The 15,359-nt window shown below is 67.0% G+C and carries 12 protein-coding genes and 1 pseudogene; 8 read left to right on the top strand and 5 right to left on the bottom strand.

Features of this window, described 5'->3' with window-relative positions; genetic code table 11:
- Window positions 1-13 precede the first annotated feature (13 nt).
- Window positions 14-1,057 carry an ABC transporter substrate-binding protein gene (locus DPR14_RS17535; RefSeq protein ID WP_158046307.1) on the bottom strand — a complete coding sequence of 348 codons (1,044 nt, stop codon included), beginning with the start codon at window positions 1,055-1,057 and terminating at the stop codon, window positions 14-16.
- 154 nt (window positions 1,058-1,211) lie between these two features.
- Between DPR14_RS17535 and DPR14_RS17530 the strand changes: the two genes are divergently transcribed.
- Window positions 1,212-2,120, top strand: coding sequence for a LysR family transcriptional regulator (locus DPR14_RS17530; protein WP_192499001.1), 909 nt, complete (start codon window positions 1,212-1,214; stop codon window positions 2,118-2,120).
- A 436-nt stretch (window positions 2,121-2,556) separates the two neighbouring features.
- Here the strand turns inward: DPR14_RS17530 and DPR14_RS17525 are convergent, their stop codons facing one another.
- Complete coding sequence (locus DPR14_RS17525; RefSeq protein ID WP_158047998.1) at window positions 2,557-3,759, bottom strand: IS256 family transposase; 1,203 nt, start codon at window positions 3,757-3,759, stop codon at window positions 2,557-2,559.
- 57 nt (window positions 3,760-3,816) lie between these two features.
- Between DPR14_RS17525 and DPR14_RS17520 the strand changes: the two genes are divergently transcribed.
- On the top strand, window positions 3,817-5,583 hold the full coding sequence (locus DPR14_RS17520; RefSeq protein WP_192499000.1) for a serine protease: 1,767 nt from the start codon (window positions 3,817-3,819) through the stop codon (window positions 5,581-5,583).
- 361 nt (window positions 5,584-5,944) lie between these two features.
- Here DPR14_RS17520 and DPR14_RS17515 read toward each other — a convergent pair whose 3' ends face one another.
- From DPR14_RS17515 to DPR14_RS17505, 3 genes are all read right to left on the bottom strand, one after another.
- Window positions 5,945-7,735 carry a gamma-glutamyltransferase family protein gene (locus tag DPR14_RS17515; RefSeq protein ID WP_158046304.1) on the bottom strand — a complete coding sequence of 597 codons (1,791 nt, stop codon included), beginning with the start codon at window positions 7,733-7,735 and terminating at the stop codon, window positions 5,945-5,947.
- A 120-nt stretch (window positions 7,736-7,855) separates the two neighbouring features.
- The gene (locus tag DPR14_RS17510; RefSeq protein WP_158046303.1) at window positions 7,856-8,719 is read right to left on the bottom strand and encodes an HpcH/HpaI aldolase/citrate lyase family protein; all 864 of its coding nucleotides are present in this window, start codon (window positions 8,717-8,719) and stop codon (window positions 7,856-7,858) included.
- Between the two features lie 34 nt (window positions 8,720-8,753).
- Window positions 8,754-9,635, bottom strand: a complete 882-nt coding sequence (locus DPR14_RS17505) for a fumarylacetoacetate hydrolase family protein (RefSeq protein WP_158046302.1) — start codon at window positions 9,633-9,635, stop codon at window positions 8,754-8,756.
- Between the two features lie 227 nt (window positions 9,636-9,862).
- Between DPR14_RS17505 and DPR14_RS17500 the strand changes: the two genes are divergently transcribed.
- The 6 genes and pseudogenes from DPR14_RS17500 to DPR14_RS17475 all read left to right on the top strand — a co-directional run bounded on the left by DPR14_RS17500 (window position 9,863) and on the right by DPR14_RS17475 (window position 15,359).
- A complete protein-coding gene (locus DPR14_RS17500; RefSeq protein WP_158046301.1) occupies window positions 9,863-10,603 on the top strand; it encodes a FadR/GntR family transcriptional regulator in 741 nt (246 codons plus the stop codon).
- Window positions 10,604-10,851: 248 nt separating this feature from the next.
- A pseudogene (locus DPR14_RS17495) lies at window positions 10,852-11,424 on the top strand (sulfite exporter TauE/SafE family protein); the annotation flags it as partial.
- A 145-nt stretch (window positions 11,425-11,569) separates the two neighbouring features.
- Window positions 11,570-12,556, top strand: a complete 987-nt coding sequence (locus DPR14_RS17490) for an aldo/keto reductase (protein ID WP_158046300.1) — start codon at window positions 11,570-11,572, stop codon at window positions 12,554-12,556.
- 198 nt (window positions 12,557-12,754) lie between these two features.
- Window positions 12,755-13,699 (top strand): alpha/beta hydrolase, encoded by a 945-nt coding sequence (locus tag DPR14_RS17485; protein ID WP_158046299.1) that lies wholly within the window; start codon window positions 12,755-12,757, stop codon window positions 13,697-13,699.
- Between the two features lie 85 nt (window positions 13,700-13,784).
- Window positions 13,785-14,807, top strand: a complete 1,023-nt coding sequence (locus tag DPR14_RS17480) for a Bug family tripartite tricarboxylate transporter substrate binding protein (protein WP_158046298.1) — start codon at window positions 13,785-13,787, stop codon at window positions 14,805-14,807.
- Between the two features lie 24 nt (window positions 14,808-14,831).
- A complete protein-coding gene (locus DPR14_RS17475) occupies window positions 14,832-15,359 on the top strand; it encodes a tripartite tricarboxylate transporter TctB family protein (protein ID WP_158046297.1) in 528 nt (175 codons plus the stop codon).

Below are 15,359 nucleotides of genomic sequence, written 5' to 3'. Positions count from 1 at the left end.
TGTCTTCTTCTGGTTATTGCTTGATGACGGCGGTGGGCCGCTCGGACAACGGCGGCAGGTACGCGTCGGTGAAGATCGCCGACGGTTCCGGGGTGTTCTCCAGGCCGTTGGCCTCGACCACCATGTCGATGGCGCGCTTCAGGCGTTCGTCGTCCACGTCGCCCAGGCCGATCGCGGCGATCTCGGGATGGTTCATCTCCATCCGCAGGGTGGCGACGGTGCGCTCGATCTCGACCTTCTCGTTCAGCAGGGGCTCGCGCCTCATCACGGCCGCGACCGAGCCGGCGGGGTCGGCGATCATGTCCTTGGCCGCGCGGTTGATCGCCCGGACCAGGCCCTTCGCCGCCTCGCCGTTCTGGCTCAGGAACGCCTTGGACACGACGATCGCGTTGGAATAAAGGTCCATCCCGTAATCGCCGTAGTTGATGAAGCGGAAATCCTTGTCCGGGTCCATGCCGGCGCTCTTGGCGCTGAAGGCTATGGTGTTGACATAGCCGAAGATCCCGTCGACCTGGCCGCGCTGGAGCATCTGCTCGCGCAGGTTCGCCTGCATATTGGTGACGGAGACCTTGCCGGCGTCGATGCCGGCGACCTGGGCGAACGCCGGGAACAGCTTGAGCGCGCCGTCGTTGGCGGGGCCGCCGATGGTCTTGCCTTCCAGGTCCTTGGGCGTCCGGATCGGGCCGTCCGCCTTGACCGCGACCGTGAAGGGCGGCGTGTTGTACATCATGAAGACGGCGACCGGCGCCTCGTCGGGCGACTTGGCGGCCAGGGTGATCAGCGCGTTCACGTCGCCGAACCCGGCGTCGTAGGCTCCCGTCGCCACCTTGGTGATGGAGGCGGCCGACCCTTCGCCCTGGTCGATGGTGACGTCCAGCCCCTCCGCCTTGAAGTAGCCCTTGTCCTCGGCGATGAAGAACAGCGCCTGCGGTCCCTGGTATTTCCAGTTGAGAACCATCTTGACGGGTGTCTGGGCGGATGCCGCGCCGGCCAGGCCGAAGGCCCCGACCAGGGCGCCCGCCAGAACCGCGGGCCATTGGCTGATGACGCTGCGCATGTGGCCTGTTCCTCCTATGGGGTGGGGAAGGGGAGAATGCCCGTCATCCGGACGCCGACGACGCTATGCGCGATCCGACGGCGCCTCAAACGCCGTTTTCCTGCTAGGGTGTAGACGGAAAGTCTACACAGCGGGGTATGTCGGAATGAGGCACATGCGGATCTGGCGCTATGTCGACGAGGCGGCGAAGTTCGGTTCGCTGCGGAAGGCGGCCGAACAGCTCAATGTGACGCCGTCGGCGCTCCAGCGCCGGATCCAGGACGTGGAGGAGGATCTGGGCGCCGCCATCTTCGAGCGCTCCGCCCAGGGGATCCGGCTGACCGCGGCGGGGGAGAGCTTCATCCGCTGGGTGCGCAGCCAGTCCGCCGACCTGGAACGGGTGCGCTCGCACATAGAGGACCTGTCGGGCCTCAGGCGCGGCCATGTCCGGATCGCGTGCAGCCAGGCGCTGGTGAACTATCTGCTGCCCCGGCAGATATCGGAGTTCCGGGAGCGCTTCCCGCTGGTCAGCTTCCAGATCTCGGTGGTCGACCAGGGCTCGGCGATCCGGATGCTGCGCGAGTACGAGACGGACCTTGCGATCATCTTCAGCCCGCGCAGGACACCCGAGTTCCAGCCGCTGATGACCCTGGGCCAGCGCGTCGTCGCCATCGTCGCCGCCGACCATCCCCTGACGGGGAAGGAAGTCGTGCGCCTGCGCGATTGCGCGCAATACCCGATCGCCCTGCCGGACGGCAGCTTCGGTACCCGCGCCATCCTGGAGGACCTGCTGTCCGTCAGTTCGGCGAAGCTGTCGGTGGAGCTGGAATCCAACTCGTTCGAGATGCTGCGGAACCTGGCGCGGTCGGGCAGCGTGGTGACTTTCCAGATCGAGATCGGCGCGCCGGTGCCGGAGACCGATCCCGGCCTCGTGGCGCTTCCCCTGAGCGACCTGGAGATGGCGCACGGCCCGCTGGTGCTGGGCCAGCAACGGGGCCGGACCCTGCCGGTCGCGACCGCGAAGTTCGCCGAGCAGCTCGCGCGCCGGCTGGACGAAGCCCGGATGAAGCCGCAGCCCGCGTAATCCGAGACCGCCCTCCTTGCGATGAGCTTGGGCCGGATCGGAGCTGTATCAGCGTCGGGAAGCCTTCTGCCAAGCCATGGCCGGCGGTGCGCCGGCGCTCCGCGCCATGGAGTTCCGCCTGAAGCTGTGCGGCGTCTTCGATAAGGTCCCGCGCCGGGGATCGCTGCCGCCACTTCCCCCAGGGGGAAATCAGCAAGGAGAAATCCCCTTATACGTTATATCGATGGAAGGGTATTAATTCATGGTAATACTCGCAAAAGCCGTATTCGGGTGCCGGCCTGCCATCCGGACCTCTCGCCGAAGGAGTAGCCATGACCCCTGGAGCAACCGACCTTCCGGGACTGCCCGAACTGCCCGAACTGGTCGATGATGTTGTCTGCGCGGATTGCGTCCGTCAAGCTGGTGTAAATTGGGAGGAGGCCATCAGCATCGTAGGTCAGGTCTTGGTCAGCGCGGCGAGGGCCGCTTCATCACTGGCGGCCATGCCGGTCATGGTCTCAAGCGTCAGGTAACGATGTTGTAGTTGCCACTCGTCATTCTGCTCGAGAAGTACAGCACCAACAAGCCTGCGAACGCTGGCCTCGTTCGGGAAGATGCCGACGACATTGGTCCGGCGCTTGACTTCCTTGTTCAAGCGCTCGATCGGATTGGTCGAGTGCAACTTGCTACGATGGGGTTCAGGATAGTCCATGTAGGCGAGCACGTCGTGTTCGGCATCGTCGAGCAGGGCGGCGACCTTGCGAAAGCGCGGGCGGAGCTGATCGGCGACGTGGCGCCAGGCCTGTCCGGCAGTCTCGCGATCGGGCTGGACGAAGACCTGCCGGACAGCGGCCGAGACGACCGACTGCTGGCTTTTCGGCACATGGGCCAATAGCGATCTCATGAAATGCACCCGGCACCTCTGCCAGGTGGCGCTCAGGACCTGGGTGATGGCCGCCTTGAGACCTTCGTGGGCGTCGGAGATCACCAGCTTCACGCCCTTCAGGCCGCGACGGACCAGACCACGCAGAAACTCGATCCAGAAGGTGGCGGCTTCCGACTGGCCCAGGCCGAGCCCGAGGATTTCGCGGCGGCCGTCCTGGTTGACGCCGGTGGCGATTATTGCCGCGATCGACACGATGCGGCCATTCTGGCGGACCTTGATGTAGGTCGCATCGAGCCAAAGGTAGGGCCACTCGCCATCCAGCGGCCGCTCGAGGAAGGACAGCACGCGGGTGTCGATGTCCTGGCACAGGGCCGAGACCTGCGACTTGGAGATGCCGGTCATGCCCAGCGCCTGGACCAGGTCATCGACCTTGCGGGTGGACACGCCCTGGATCCACGCTTCCTGGATCACGGCCGTCAGCGCCTTCTCGGCGGTCTTGCGGGGCTCCAGGAAGGCCGGAAAGTAGGTTCCCTGGCGCAGCTTCGGTATCTTCAGGTCGAGCGTGCCGAGCCGGGTTTCCAGCTGACGATCCCGATAGCCGTTGCGGTATGTGGTGCGCTCGTCGGAGCGCTCATGGCGCCCGGCGCCGATCAGGCCGTCGACCTCGAACTCCATCAGCCGCTGGAGCGTGTGAGCGGCGATGGCGCGCAGGAAGTCGCCATCGGTACTGGCCTGGATCTGGTCGAGCAGAAGTGTCATCGTATCCTTGGTCATCATGCCTCTCTCGGGGTCTGGTCTCGTGTCGCAACTCGACCTTACCTGATGAGCGTGATGACCACCTCCGCGTCGTTGCGGCCCCAGGGGCGGAGGGTTGAGGCGGCCCGGGTTCCGCTCTGCGAGCTCCACCCGGGCCGCCTCAACCCTTCAGGGGCCAATTTCCACCACTCCGCTGGACGTTACCTCTGCGCGCGGGCGGCTAGAAGCCTGGAAGCGGAGCGGCTCGACGAAGCGGCTGAAGTACTGATCACCCATTTGCGGCACCAGGCGGACCTGCCCGCTGGAGTCCTCGTCAAAAGGATCCTCGGCGAACTCCGGAAATGGCGGCATTTCGGCACGATGCAGAAGTTCGCCGACGCGATGATCCGGCTCGGATGCGATTCGCACCTCGTCTACCGCCAGTACGGCCAGGCGTTGATCGACCGGGGGGAACTCATTCCCGCCCTCGATCTCCTGAAACGCCTGGAGGAGCGCGCCCGGGACGATCGCGACGAGTATCCCGAGGCCTGCGGTCTGCTCGGCCGCGTGTACAAGCAGATCTTCATCGAGGCCCGGGGCAGCCGGCTCGGCATGGGCGAGTCGGCCTTGGGCCAAGCCGTCGCATGGTACCACAGGATCTACGAGTCCGACGCGAACCGGGTCTGGCACGGCGTCAACGTGGTCGCCCTGTTGCGCCGCGCCGAACGGGACGGCATCCGGGTGCCCGACGCGCCCGATCCGGGGCACTTGGCCGCCCGCATCAGGGACCATATCGGCCGGCGCTGGGCGGAGGAGCTGCCGGCCTGGGACTATGCCATCGCCGCCGAGGTCTGCCTGGCGCTGGAGGACTGGCGGGGGGCGGAGCGCTGGCTGGGCAAGTACCTGGGTGCGCAGGATGTGGACGCCTTCGCCATCGCCGGCACCTTGCGCCAATTCACCGAAGTCTGGAACCTTCGGATCGACGGAGGGCCGGGAGGCGGCCTGTTGGCCGTGCTCCGGGCCGAGCTGCTCCGGCGCGAAGACGGCCGGATCAGCCTCACGCCCGATCAGGTGCAGGGAATGCAGGGTGCCGATCCAAGCACCTTCGAGCGTGTCCTGGGCGATACCGGTTCCAGCACCTACAAGTGGATGTGCCTGGGTATGGAGCGGGCCCGGGCGGTCGCCATGATCCGCGCCCCGGACGGGCGGGGCAGGGGGACCGGCTTCCTCCTGCGCGGCAGCGACCTGCACCAGTCCCTGGGCGACGGGAATTTCCTGCTGACCAACGCCCATGTGGTCAGCGACGATCCCTGGGACCGCTCGGAACTGAACAGCGACGAGGCGGTGGTCAGTTTCGAGGCCCTGGCCGAACCCGGCTGTTCCGCTCCACGCTATGGCGTGACCGGAGTGGCCTGGAGTTCCCCCGCCAAGGATCTCGACGCCACCCTGTTGCGGCTGGAGGAAACGCCGCGCGGCGTCGAACCCTGTCCCATCTCGAAGGCCATGCCTTTCCTGGACGAGGGCCAGCGGGTCTATGTCATCGGCCATCCCCTGGGCGGCGAACTCAGCTTTTCGCTGGAGGACAACCGTCTGATGGATCACGACGGGCCGCCGGCGGGTCGTCCCGACCGGCCCGAACGCCGCCTGCTGCATTACCGTGCCCCCACGGAACGCGGCAGTTCCGGCAGCCCGGTATTCGCCGGGCAAGGCTGGCGGGTCGTCGGCCTGCACCGGGCCGGCGGGCAGTCCGTACGCAAGCTGAACGGGCAGTCCGGCACCTACGCGGCGAACGAGGGGGTCTGGATCCAATCGATCCGCGACGATGTGGCGAAGTCGATCGAGACCGGCCGAGACGCCCCGTAAGGCTCCGGGGGCCGCCGCGGGATCACCTGAGCCGGGACACCCTGATCCACTCCACGGCTGTCCGGCACGTGTTCTGCTAATCAACTATTGAGAACATTCCTGGCGACTGTTTTCTCCTTCGGTTCGTCATCCGCGGGCTTGACCAGCGGATCTCAAGGCACGGAGGCTTCGATGCTTCCCGCGAAAGATGGCCGGATCAAGTCCGGCCATGACGAAAACGGAGTGCTTCTGCCCGCGATTAACCTTTTCCCGTAATAAGCAATCACCATGCCGGACAGCCGTGGATCCACTCCGAGATCGACGTCCTGGGCTGGCGTGACCGGGGCTGGCGTGACCGGGGCTGGCGTGACCGGGGCGGCGGTTACCAGGCGACCGCCGCTGCGGGAAACACTTCGGACTTGGCTCCGCGCGGATCGCAGCCGGCTTCCAGCGTGCCGGCGGGGCCGGACGACGCCGAATGGCGCTCGGTCGCGAGCATGAAGCCTTCCGACCAAGCCGGGCCGACCGAAACATCGTGGCCGCGCCGGGCCAGCTCCTCCAGCACGGCCGCGCCCAGGGTCTCCTCGGCGCGCAGGCGATTCGTGAAAAAATTATGCGGCGCGAAGAAACCGGGGAAATGCTCGCTGGAAAATTTCGGGGCTTCGATCGCCTGCTGGATCGGCATGCCGAACAGCAGGCGGTTCAGCAGGAACTGGAGCTGCCACTGGTCCTGCTGGTCGCCGCCCATGCTGCCGCAGGCGATCCAGGGCTCGTCGTTCCGCGTCACGATCGTCGGGCTGATGGTGGTGCGGGGCCGTTTGCCCGGCGCCACCACGTTGGGGTGGTTCGCCGGTCCCAGGTGGAAGTTGGAGATCCGGTTGCCCAGCGGGAAACCCAGCGCCGGCATCACGGGCGACGACTTGATCCAGGCGCCGCTCGGCGTGAAGGAGCACAGGTTCCCCGCCGCGTCCGCCGTGTCGACATGCACGGTCCCCGGTCCCCACGACGCGCCGCCGAACCGCTCGGCGGGGTCGAGCAGGGCCGCGGGCCGGGTCGGGTCGCCCGGGCGCAGTTCCGCGTTCGCCGCGGCGGGATCGATCAGATCGGCGCGGAGGCGGCCGTAGGCGTCGTCCAGCAGGTCGTCGACCGGGATGTTCACGTGGCGGGTATCGCCGTAGTATTGTTCCCGGTCGGCGAAGGCGAGCTTCATCGCCTCCGTGACGGTATGCACGTAGTCGGCGCTGTTGTGCCCCATGGCGGCCAGATCGCGCGCCTTCAGGATGGACAGGCTCTGGAGGAGGGCGGCACCCTGGTTCCAGGCCGAGCATTTGTAGATGCGGGCACCGGCGAACTCGATTGAGACAGGCTGCTCCAAGGGGATTTCGAAGGCGTCGAAATCCGACCGCTCCAGCAAGCCGCCCTGCTCCTTGGAGAAGGCGACGATCTCGCGGGCGACGTCGCCCCGGTAGAAGCCGTCGAACACCGCCTGCAGCCCTTGTTCGCGCGATCCCCCGGATGCGGCCTCGACCGCCGCCAGATGGCCGAACATGCCTGCCAGCGCCGGATTGGTCAGAACGGCGCCTTCGGCCGGCGGGACTCCTCCCGGCATGTAGACATCGCCGGTCGTGGTCCAGTGGGTCAGGAACCTCTCCGCGTTCGGGACGATGCCGAACTTGTGCTGGCGCAGCAGTCCGGCATGCACCGGGAAGCCGTCGCGCGCCAGCTCCAGCGCCGGCCGGACCAGGTCCGCGAAGCTCAGCCTGCCGTACCGCAGGGCCGCCACGATCAGCGCGCCGAAGGCCCCGGGCACACCGGCCGCCAGGACGCCTTCCGACGGGATCGTCTCGTGCCCGAGCGCCCGGAAGGCTTCGGGGGTCGCCGCGGCCGGGGCCGTGGCGTTGCCGTTGATGCAGATGATCCCGCTGCCGTCCGCGGGCGCGATCAGGATCGGGCATTCGCCGCCGATGGTGTGCATGTTCGGATTCAGCACGCCTTCGACGAAGGTCGCGGCGACGGCGGCATCCACCGCGTTGCCGCCCGCCTTGAGGGCGTCCAGGCCGGCGCCGGCCGACAGGTAGTGGTGGGAGGCGACAACCCCGCGCCGGCCGAACACCCGCGGGTAGAAGGTGACGTCATCGTTGGGGGTGATCCTGAACGACCGTTCGCTTGTCATGTCATCCTGTCCCTGCAGTATCCTCGGGCGATCCTGGCGATGCTCGTCCAGCGGCCGCGCTTCGCTTCGCTTCGAAGGCCATGTGATGGTTCTGCGCCTTCCCGACCATGGTGTCCACGATCAGGATGCCCGGACTCCCGCACGTGCCAGTATGCGCTGCATGGCGAGCACGACCGGCCGTTCGACCATCCGGCCGTCGAGCAGGACGACGCCTCCCGTGGCGGTTCCGCTGGCCTCCTCCAGGGCCGCGATGACGCGGCGGGCCTGGTCGATCTCCTCCCGGGTCGGCGAGAAGACCGTGTTGACGACGTCCACCTGGGTCGGATGGATCACCATCTTGGCCGAGAAACCGAGACCCAGGGCGCGGCGTGCCTCCCGCCCGCAGCCGTCCGGATCGCCGACATCCACGAAGGGCATGTCGATCGCCGGAACTCCCGCGAGCGCCGCCGCGTGGATCACCCGCGACCGGCCGTGGAGCAGGGCTTCCCACGATGCCGGCGCGCCCAGCTCCGCCGCCAGGTCCAGGCCGCCGAACATGATGCCGGAAAGGCGAGGCGAGGCGCCGGCGATGGCGGTCGCGTTCTCGACCCCGCGCAGGGTTTCGATCTGCGCCACCACCCGGAGGCCGGAGCCGGCGGCGGTCAGCAACTGGTCGATCCAGCAGACCTCTTCCGCGGATTCGATCTTGGGAACGGCGATCGTTCCCTGTTCCGGGCGCGCTTCGATCACGGCCAGCAGGTCGCGCAGGCCGGGTTCGGTGCGCACGCCGTTGATGCGGACCACGCGGTCGCATCCGGTGCCGTCGGGACCGGCGAGGAAGCCCAGGGCCTCGCCGCGGGCCTCTTCCTTCCGGCTTGGCGGCACCGCGTCCTCCAGATCGACGCAGACCGCGTCGGCACCGCTGGCCGCCGCCTTGCCGAACCTGTCCGGCCGCGTGCCCGGAACGAAAAGCAGGCTCCGCCAGCCGATTCCGTTTGTATTCATGATGTTCCCGTCCTTGTCGTCGCCCGGTGCCGGTTCATTCCAGGATATTGGCGAGGCGGCCGATGCCTTCGACCTCGATGGCGACGCGGTCGCCCCGCGTCAGGTATTTCGGCGGGTCGAACCCGATGCCGACGCCGGCCGGCGTTCCGGTCGCGATGACGTCGCCGGGCACAAGGGTGATGCCGGCTGAGATGGTTTCGATCAGCGTCGGGATGTCGAAGATCAGGTCCCGGGTGTTGGCGTCCTGCCGCAGCTCGTCGTTCACCCAGCAGCGCACGGCCAGGGATGCCGGATCGATGTCGTCGGCCGTGACGATCCAGGGTCCCATCGGGCAGAAGGTATCGAAGGACTTGCCCAGGAACCACTGCTTGTGACGGCCCTGGATGTCGCGCGCCGTCACGTCGTTGATGATGGTGTAGCCCCAGACGTGCCGGTAAGCCTGCTCCCTGGCGATCCCGCGGCCGCCCTTGCCGATGATCACCGTCACCTCGGCTTCGTAATCGATGCTGTCGCTGATGCCGTCGGGGTAGCGGATCGGCTCGCCGTCGGCGATCACGGATTCCGGAACCTTGGTGAAGATGATCGGGAACTCGGGCACCGCGTCCGCCTTGCCCCCGGCGCTGCTGTCGAACCCGCTGCGGGCGAACTCGTGCGCATGGTCGTGGTAGTTCTTGCCCACGCACATGACGTTCCGGGCCGGGCGCGGGATCGGCGCCATGATCCTCACCGATGCGAGATCGACGGCCCTGCCGGTCGGGCGGATACGCCCCTTCAGCTCGTCGTAGCGCCGGATCAGGTCGACCATGTCGTCCACGGGTTCGCCCAGGAGGGCTTCCAGCGGCCAGATCTTGCCATTCTCGGGGTCGACCAGGCCGACCGCGGTGCGGCCATCCATCTGGAACGTGGCGAATTTCATCAAGCTCTCCTGATCCAATTTGGTGCCAATACCAGGGGCATTATCACCAGCCGTAGTGAATTGCGCAACAATGGATCAACGCGACACGGGCGCGGCGCATGCGCTCCGCCTTCCGCTGCATGTTAATCTCCCGGTGGTTAAGGCTTTTCTGGTTATTGCCGCCGACCCGTTTGGCGGGTAGAAATGGGCGCTGTTTGGTTCACCATCGCGGACTGCGGGAACGGCTGATGAGCACGCAAGACATTCGTACCCAGAATATCCGCACGAAGGCTGCGATGGGAGCCAGCGCCCTGGTCCAACTCATCGAAAGCAACATCGCGGAGGGCGTCTGGAGCGCGGGCTTCAAGCTCCCCGCCGAACGCGACCTGGAAAAACAGTTCGGCGTGTCGCGCAACACGTTGCGCAAGAGCCTGAAGCTGCTTCAGGACAAGGGCAGCATCATCCGCCATGTGGGAAGGGGGTCGTTCGTCGCTCCGCCGCAACCCGACGCCGGTGCCGAAGGGCCCGCCCCGACCGACAGTCTGGTCCGGCGGATCCATGGCGCCAGCCCCGCGGAAATCATGGAGGTGCGCCTCGTGATCGAGCCCGCGGCGGTCGAACTGGCGGCGGTCCGCGCCAATGCGGAGGATTTCCAGCGCATCCGGGAGTGTCTCGCCCGGTCGGAAACGGCCCAGGATATCGGGGATTTCGAGCATTGGGACGGCCAGCTGCACGTCTCGATCGTGACCGCGTCCAAGAACAGCCTGCTGATCGACCTCTACCGGACGATGAACGAGACCCGCAACCAGCCGGAATGGCTCAGGCTGAAGCGCCGCTCGCTGACGCCGGAGCGGCGCCGCACCTACCAGGAGCAGCACCGGCGCATCGTGGAGGCGCTGACCGACCGGGACGCCCAGGCCGCCCGTTTGGAACTGCTCGACCACCTGCTCATGGTGCGGTCCAACCTGATGGGCCCGGCGAGTTCCTGAGAGGGCTGCGGCCCGCTATCCCGAGGTCGAATGGCGAACTTTTGGCGCGCGTATTGAGCTGATTCTTCTTGGAGGGGATCGGCCTCCGGCGTTAAGCTGCGGACCATGTTCCGCCGCTCCCCCAGCATCGAGACTTCCGGCCCCGGCATGCCCGAAGACCGCTCCAGGGAACCCCCGTGAGCGCCGGCACGATCCTCGTCATCGCCGCGATCGTGCTCGCGACCTCCTTCCTGTCCGGGATCTTCGGGATGGCCGGCGGCATGATCTACATGGGGGCGCTGCTGCTCCTGCTGCCCGTTCCCGCCGCCATGGTGCTTCACGGCGTGACCCAGACGGCGTCCAATGGCTGGCGGGCCTTCCTGTGGCGCGGCTACATCGCCTGGCCGATCCTGCTGCGCTACCTGATCGGCTCCCTGCTGGCTTTCGCCGCTTTCTCGCTGGTGCGCTTCGTGCCCGATCCGGCGCTGGTGCTGGTCACGCTCGGATTGACGCCGTTCCTGGCCCGGACCGTGCCGGACCGGCTGGCGCCGCGCGCCGACCGGACGGGCGGGGCCGAACTGTGCGGCTTCATCGGGACCGCGTTCCAGCTCCTGTCCGGCGTTTCCGGCCCGCTGCTCGACGTCTTCTTCGTGCGCTGCCCGCTTGACCGCCGGGCGGTCGTGGCGACCAAGGCCGCGTGCCAGGTCGCGACCCATCTGCTCAAGCTCGTGTATTTCGGGCAGATCATCGGCGGCGCCGGGGATTCGCTCGACTGGCCCGTCCTGGTGATCTCGGTGGCTCTGGCCATGGCGGGAACCAGCCTGAGCCGGGCGGCGCTCGAACGCCTGACCGACGTCCAGTTCCGCAGCTGGACCCAGCGCATCGTGCTCGGCGTCGGCCTCGTCTACCTCGTGCAGGGCATCGCGGCCTTCGCGGGGGGTGAACAGGAACAAGCGAACAGGAACAAGCAAACGGGGAGGAAGGACAATGGAGCGTCGCAGCCTGGGAAACGCCGGTCTCCGCGTTTCCGCCATCGGACTCGGCTGTTCGGGCATGACCGGCGACTACGGAGTTCCCGACGATGTCGAGTCCACCGCCACCATCCACCGCGCCATCGAGCTTGGCGTCACCTTCTTCGACACGTCGGACGCCTACGCCGACGGCCGCAACGAGCAACTGATCGCCGGCGCGATCGCCGGGCGGCGCGAGGGTCTGGTCCTGGCGACCAAGTTCGGCAACATCCGGGGCCCCAACGGCGAAAGGGGAGGGGTGAACGGCCGCCCCGATCATGTGTTCAAAGCCTGCGAGGCGAGCCTCCGCCGCCTGGGCGTCGACGTGGTCGACCTCTTCTACCAGCACCGGGTCGACCCCGATGTGCCGATCGAGGAGACGGTCGGCGCCATGGCCAAGCTGGTCGAGCAGGGCAAGGTCCGTTTCCTCGGCCTGTGCGAGGCGGGGCCGGAGACCATCCGCAGGGCCCATGCGACACACCCCATCTCCGCGCTCCAGATGGAATACTCGCTGTGGAGCCGGGATGTCGAGGAACGCGTCCTGCCGGTGCTGCGGGAGTTGGGAATCGGCCTGGTGCCGTACAGCCCCCTCGGCAGGGGTTTCCTGACCGGAGCCTTCCGCCGGCGCGACGACCTGATCCCGACCGACCGGCGCCACGCCCATCCCCGTTTCCAGGAAGGCAATTTCGAATCCAATCTCGCCCTGCTGGACGTCCTGGACCGCATCGCCCGGACGCGGCGTCTGGCGCCCGCGCAGGTGGCCCTGGCCTGGGTGCTGTCCCGCGGTCCCGACATCGTGCCGATCCCGGGGACCAAGCGCCGCTCCTGGCTGGAGCAGAACGTGGCGGCATCGGAGGTTCGCCTGGAGGACGCCGATCTCGCCGCGCTGGCGAAGGCTTTTCCGCCGGGCGCCGCCTGCGGTCCGCGTTACCCGGAAGCGCAGCTGCGCCGGCTCGGAATCTGATGCCCGTTCTGACCAATCGATGATTGGTTATCGCTGCGCAGCAATAGTCCGAGAATGCAAAACACCGGCTTGACAATGCTACACCATTGTCGCCCAATGTGAACCTATTGCGGATTGGTCATTGAATGGCTCAACGACGGGACCGCCGCACCGCCAATCCGTGATCGTGACTTGCACCGCCAGACGGGAAAGGATCCGATGACGCAAGCTCAAGCCTCCCACGAAACATCGCCCGGCGGCGTTTCACCCAGCGGCAGGGAACACTGGACGACCAAGGACGACGTGCGGCTGTTCCTCTGGGAAAAGCCCGCGGTCGCCGGCTCCGGGAAACGGGGCACGATCCTGTTCGTCCACGGCTCGTCCATGGCCTCGACCCCGACCTTCGATCTCCAGGTTCCCGGTCGCGACGACTCCTCCGTCATGGACTTCTTCGCCCGTCGCGGCTTCGACACCTGGTGCGTCGACATGGAAGGCTACGGCCGGTCGGACAAGCACCGGAGCGTCACGTCGAACATATCGGACGGCGCCGACGACCTCGCCGCCGCGTCCGCCTACATCAAGGCCGAACGCGGCTGCGGCCCTCTGCTGGTCTACGGCATATCGTCGGGCGCCCTGCGCGCCGCGCTGTTCGCCGAGCGCCATCCCGATCGCGTCGCGCGCCTGGCCCTCGACGCCATGGTGTGGACCGGTGAGGGGAGCCCGACGCTGGCCGAGCGGCGCAAGAAGCTGCCCCAGTTCAAGTCCGGGAAGCGGCGGCCGATCGACCGGGCCTTCGTTCATTCGATCTTCACCCGCGACCACCCGGGCACCGCCGACGAGACGGTGGTCGACGCCTTCGCCGACGCGATCCTGGCGCTGGACGATTCGATGCCGGTCGGGACCTATATCGACATGTGCGAGAACCTGCCGCTGGTCGACCCGGCCCGCATCACGATGCCGACCCTGGTGATGCGCGGTGAGTATGACGGGATCGCCGGCTTCGACGACCTGCTGAAGTTCTTCGCGCTGCTGCCCAACCCCGACAAGCAGTTCGCGGTGATGCCGGGCATCGCCCATGCCAGCTTCCAGCAGAAGAACCACGCGATCGTCTACCATATCCTGAGCTCTTTCTTCGAGCAGCCGGCTCCCGTCTACCGCGGGTGACCGGCACCGGCCCCCAAGGGCTGTCTTGACTAGGGCCGTCCCGACAAGGGCAGCCCAACGAAAAAATAACCTGGGAGGGAAAACCATGGATCACTCGACGCGCATCACCCGCCGGGCGCTGTGCGGCGGCATGGCCGCCGCCGGACTGCTGGCCGGGCTCATGCCAGGACTGCCTATGTCCCGCGCCTTGGCGCAGTCCTACCCCCAGCGGAACTTCCGCGTGATCATCCCGACTGGACAGGGCGGCGGCGCCGAAAGACTGGCCCGCGCCTTCGACGATGCCTGGTCGGATCTGCTCAAGCGGCAGTTCGAATACACCTTCCATCCCGGCGCCGCCGGGCAGATCGGCTACGAACTTTTCGTCAAGCAGCGCGAGGCCGACGGCTATAACCTGCTGTTCGGCAACATGGGACCCGAGATGATCATGTACGCGGTCCAGAAGCCCGACTACAGGTTCCCGGAGGACTTCATCTATTTCAGCCGGACCGACATCGACGACAGCTGCATCTTCGTGCGGAACGACTCTCCCTACAAGGACCTGAAGTCGGTGGTCGAGGCGGCCAAGAAGCGTCCCGTGAACGTGGCGGTCAGCCGGATTCCGCACCCGGCCTCGATCGGCATGCTGGCGCTTGGGGAAGCGACCGGCTCGACCTACAACCTGATCCCCTATGGCGGCGGCAATCCGACCTACGTCGCCGTGATGAACGGCGAGGCCGACATCGGCGCGCTGCCCATCACCGGCGTGCTGTCGCTGTCCAGCCAGTTCAAGGTGCTCGGCGTCTTCAACCGCGAGAACATCTTCGCCGGAATCACCGACAACGCGCCGACGGTCAACGGAGCCTTCGGCACCTCGATCCCGGACCTCTATTCGTCGCGGGCCTGGGCGGTGCATTCCAGTTGGGCCGATGCCAACCCGGAGGATTTCGCCCTGCTGGAACGCACGTCGCAGGAGGCCCACGCCTCGGCCGAGTTCCAGGACGCCTTCGTCAAGACGGGAGCCCCGGTCGAATCCCTGAAATACGGCGACCGCCAGGTCTGCACCGAATACGCCCTGGCGATGCTCGACCTGGCGAAGCGCTACGAACCGGTGCTCAGCGCGCAGCGATAGTCCCGGCGGCCAAGGAGCAACGTCATGAGCCAGAAAGTGCTGCAATCGCTGCGGCAGCGCCGGAACGCACAGCTCGGCGCCGACCTGATCATACCGGTTCTCGCCGCCGGCTTCACCCTCTACTACCTGATCTCGTCGTCCAACCTGGTGTGGGAGGCGCGGGCGAACGGGACGGTGATCGGCGTCGTGCTGCTGGCCCTGATCGCGGTTCAGGTCGTCCGCATCGTCCTGAACCTGCGGAACGGCACCGGTTCGCTCGGTTTCGGCGACCTTGGCCGGTGGACGCCGGCGCAGGGCCAGCGGCTGGCCCTGATCGGCGTCCTGATCCTGTTCATCGTCACGATACCCTGGCTCGGAACAACGCTCGGCCTGTTCCTGGTCATGCTTGCGGCCATGTGGATACTCGGCCTGCGGCAGCCGGTCACCCTGTTGGCCGTCGCCGGCGGCGTCGCCGCGTCGGTGTTCCTCGTCTTCATCGTGCTGCTGGGGGCGCGGTTCCCGCCGGGTCCGGTCGAGCGGGTCGTGGTCCCGCTGCTCGGCGGGGGGGTCTGA

This window comes from Skermanella pratensis (assembly GCF_008843145.1).
GTDB classification, from domain to species: domain Bacteria; phylum Pseudomonadota; class Alphaproteobacteria; order Azospirillales; family Azospirillaceae; genus Skermanella; species Skermanella pratensis.
The sequence above is the reverse complement of the archived record's forward strand: the minus strand, read 5'-3'. Positions and strand labels throughout refer to the sequence as shown.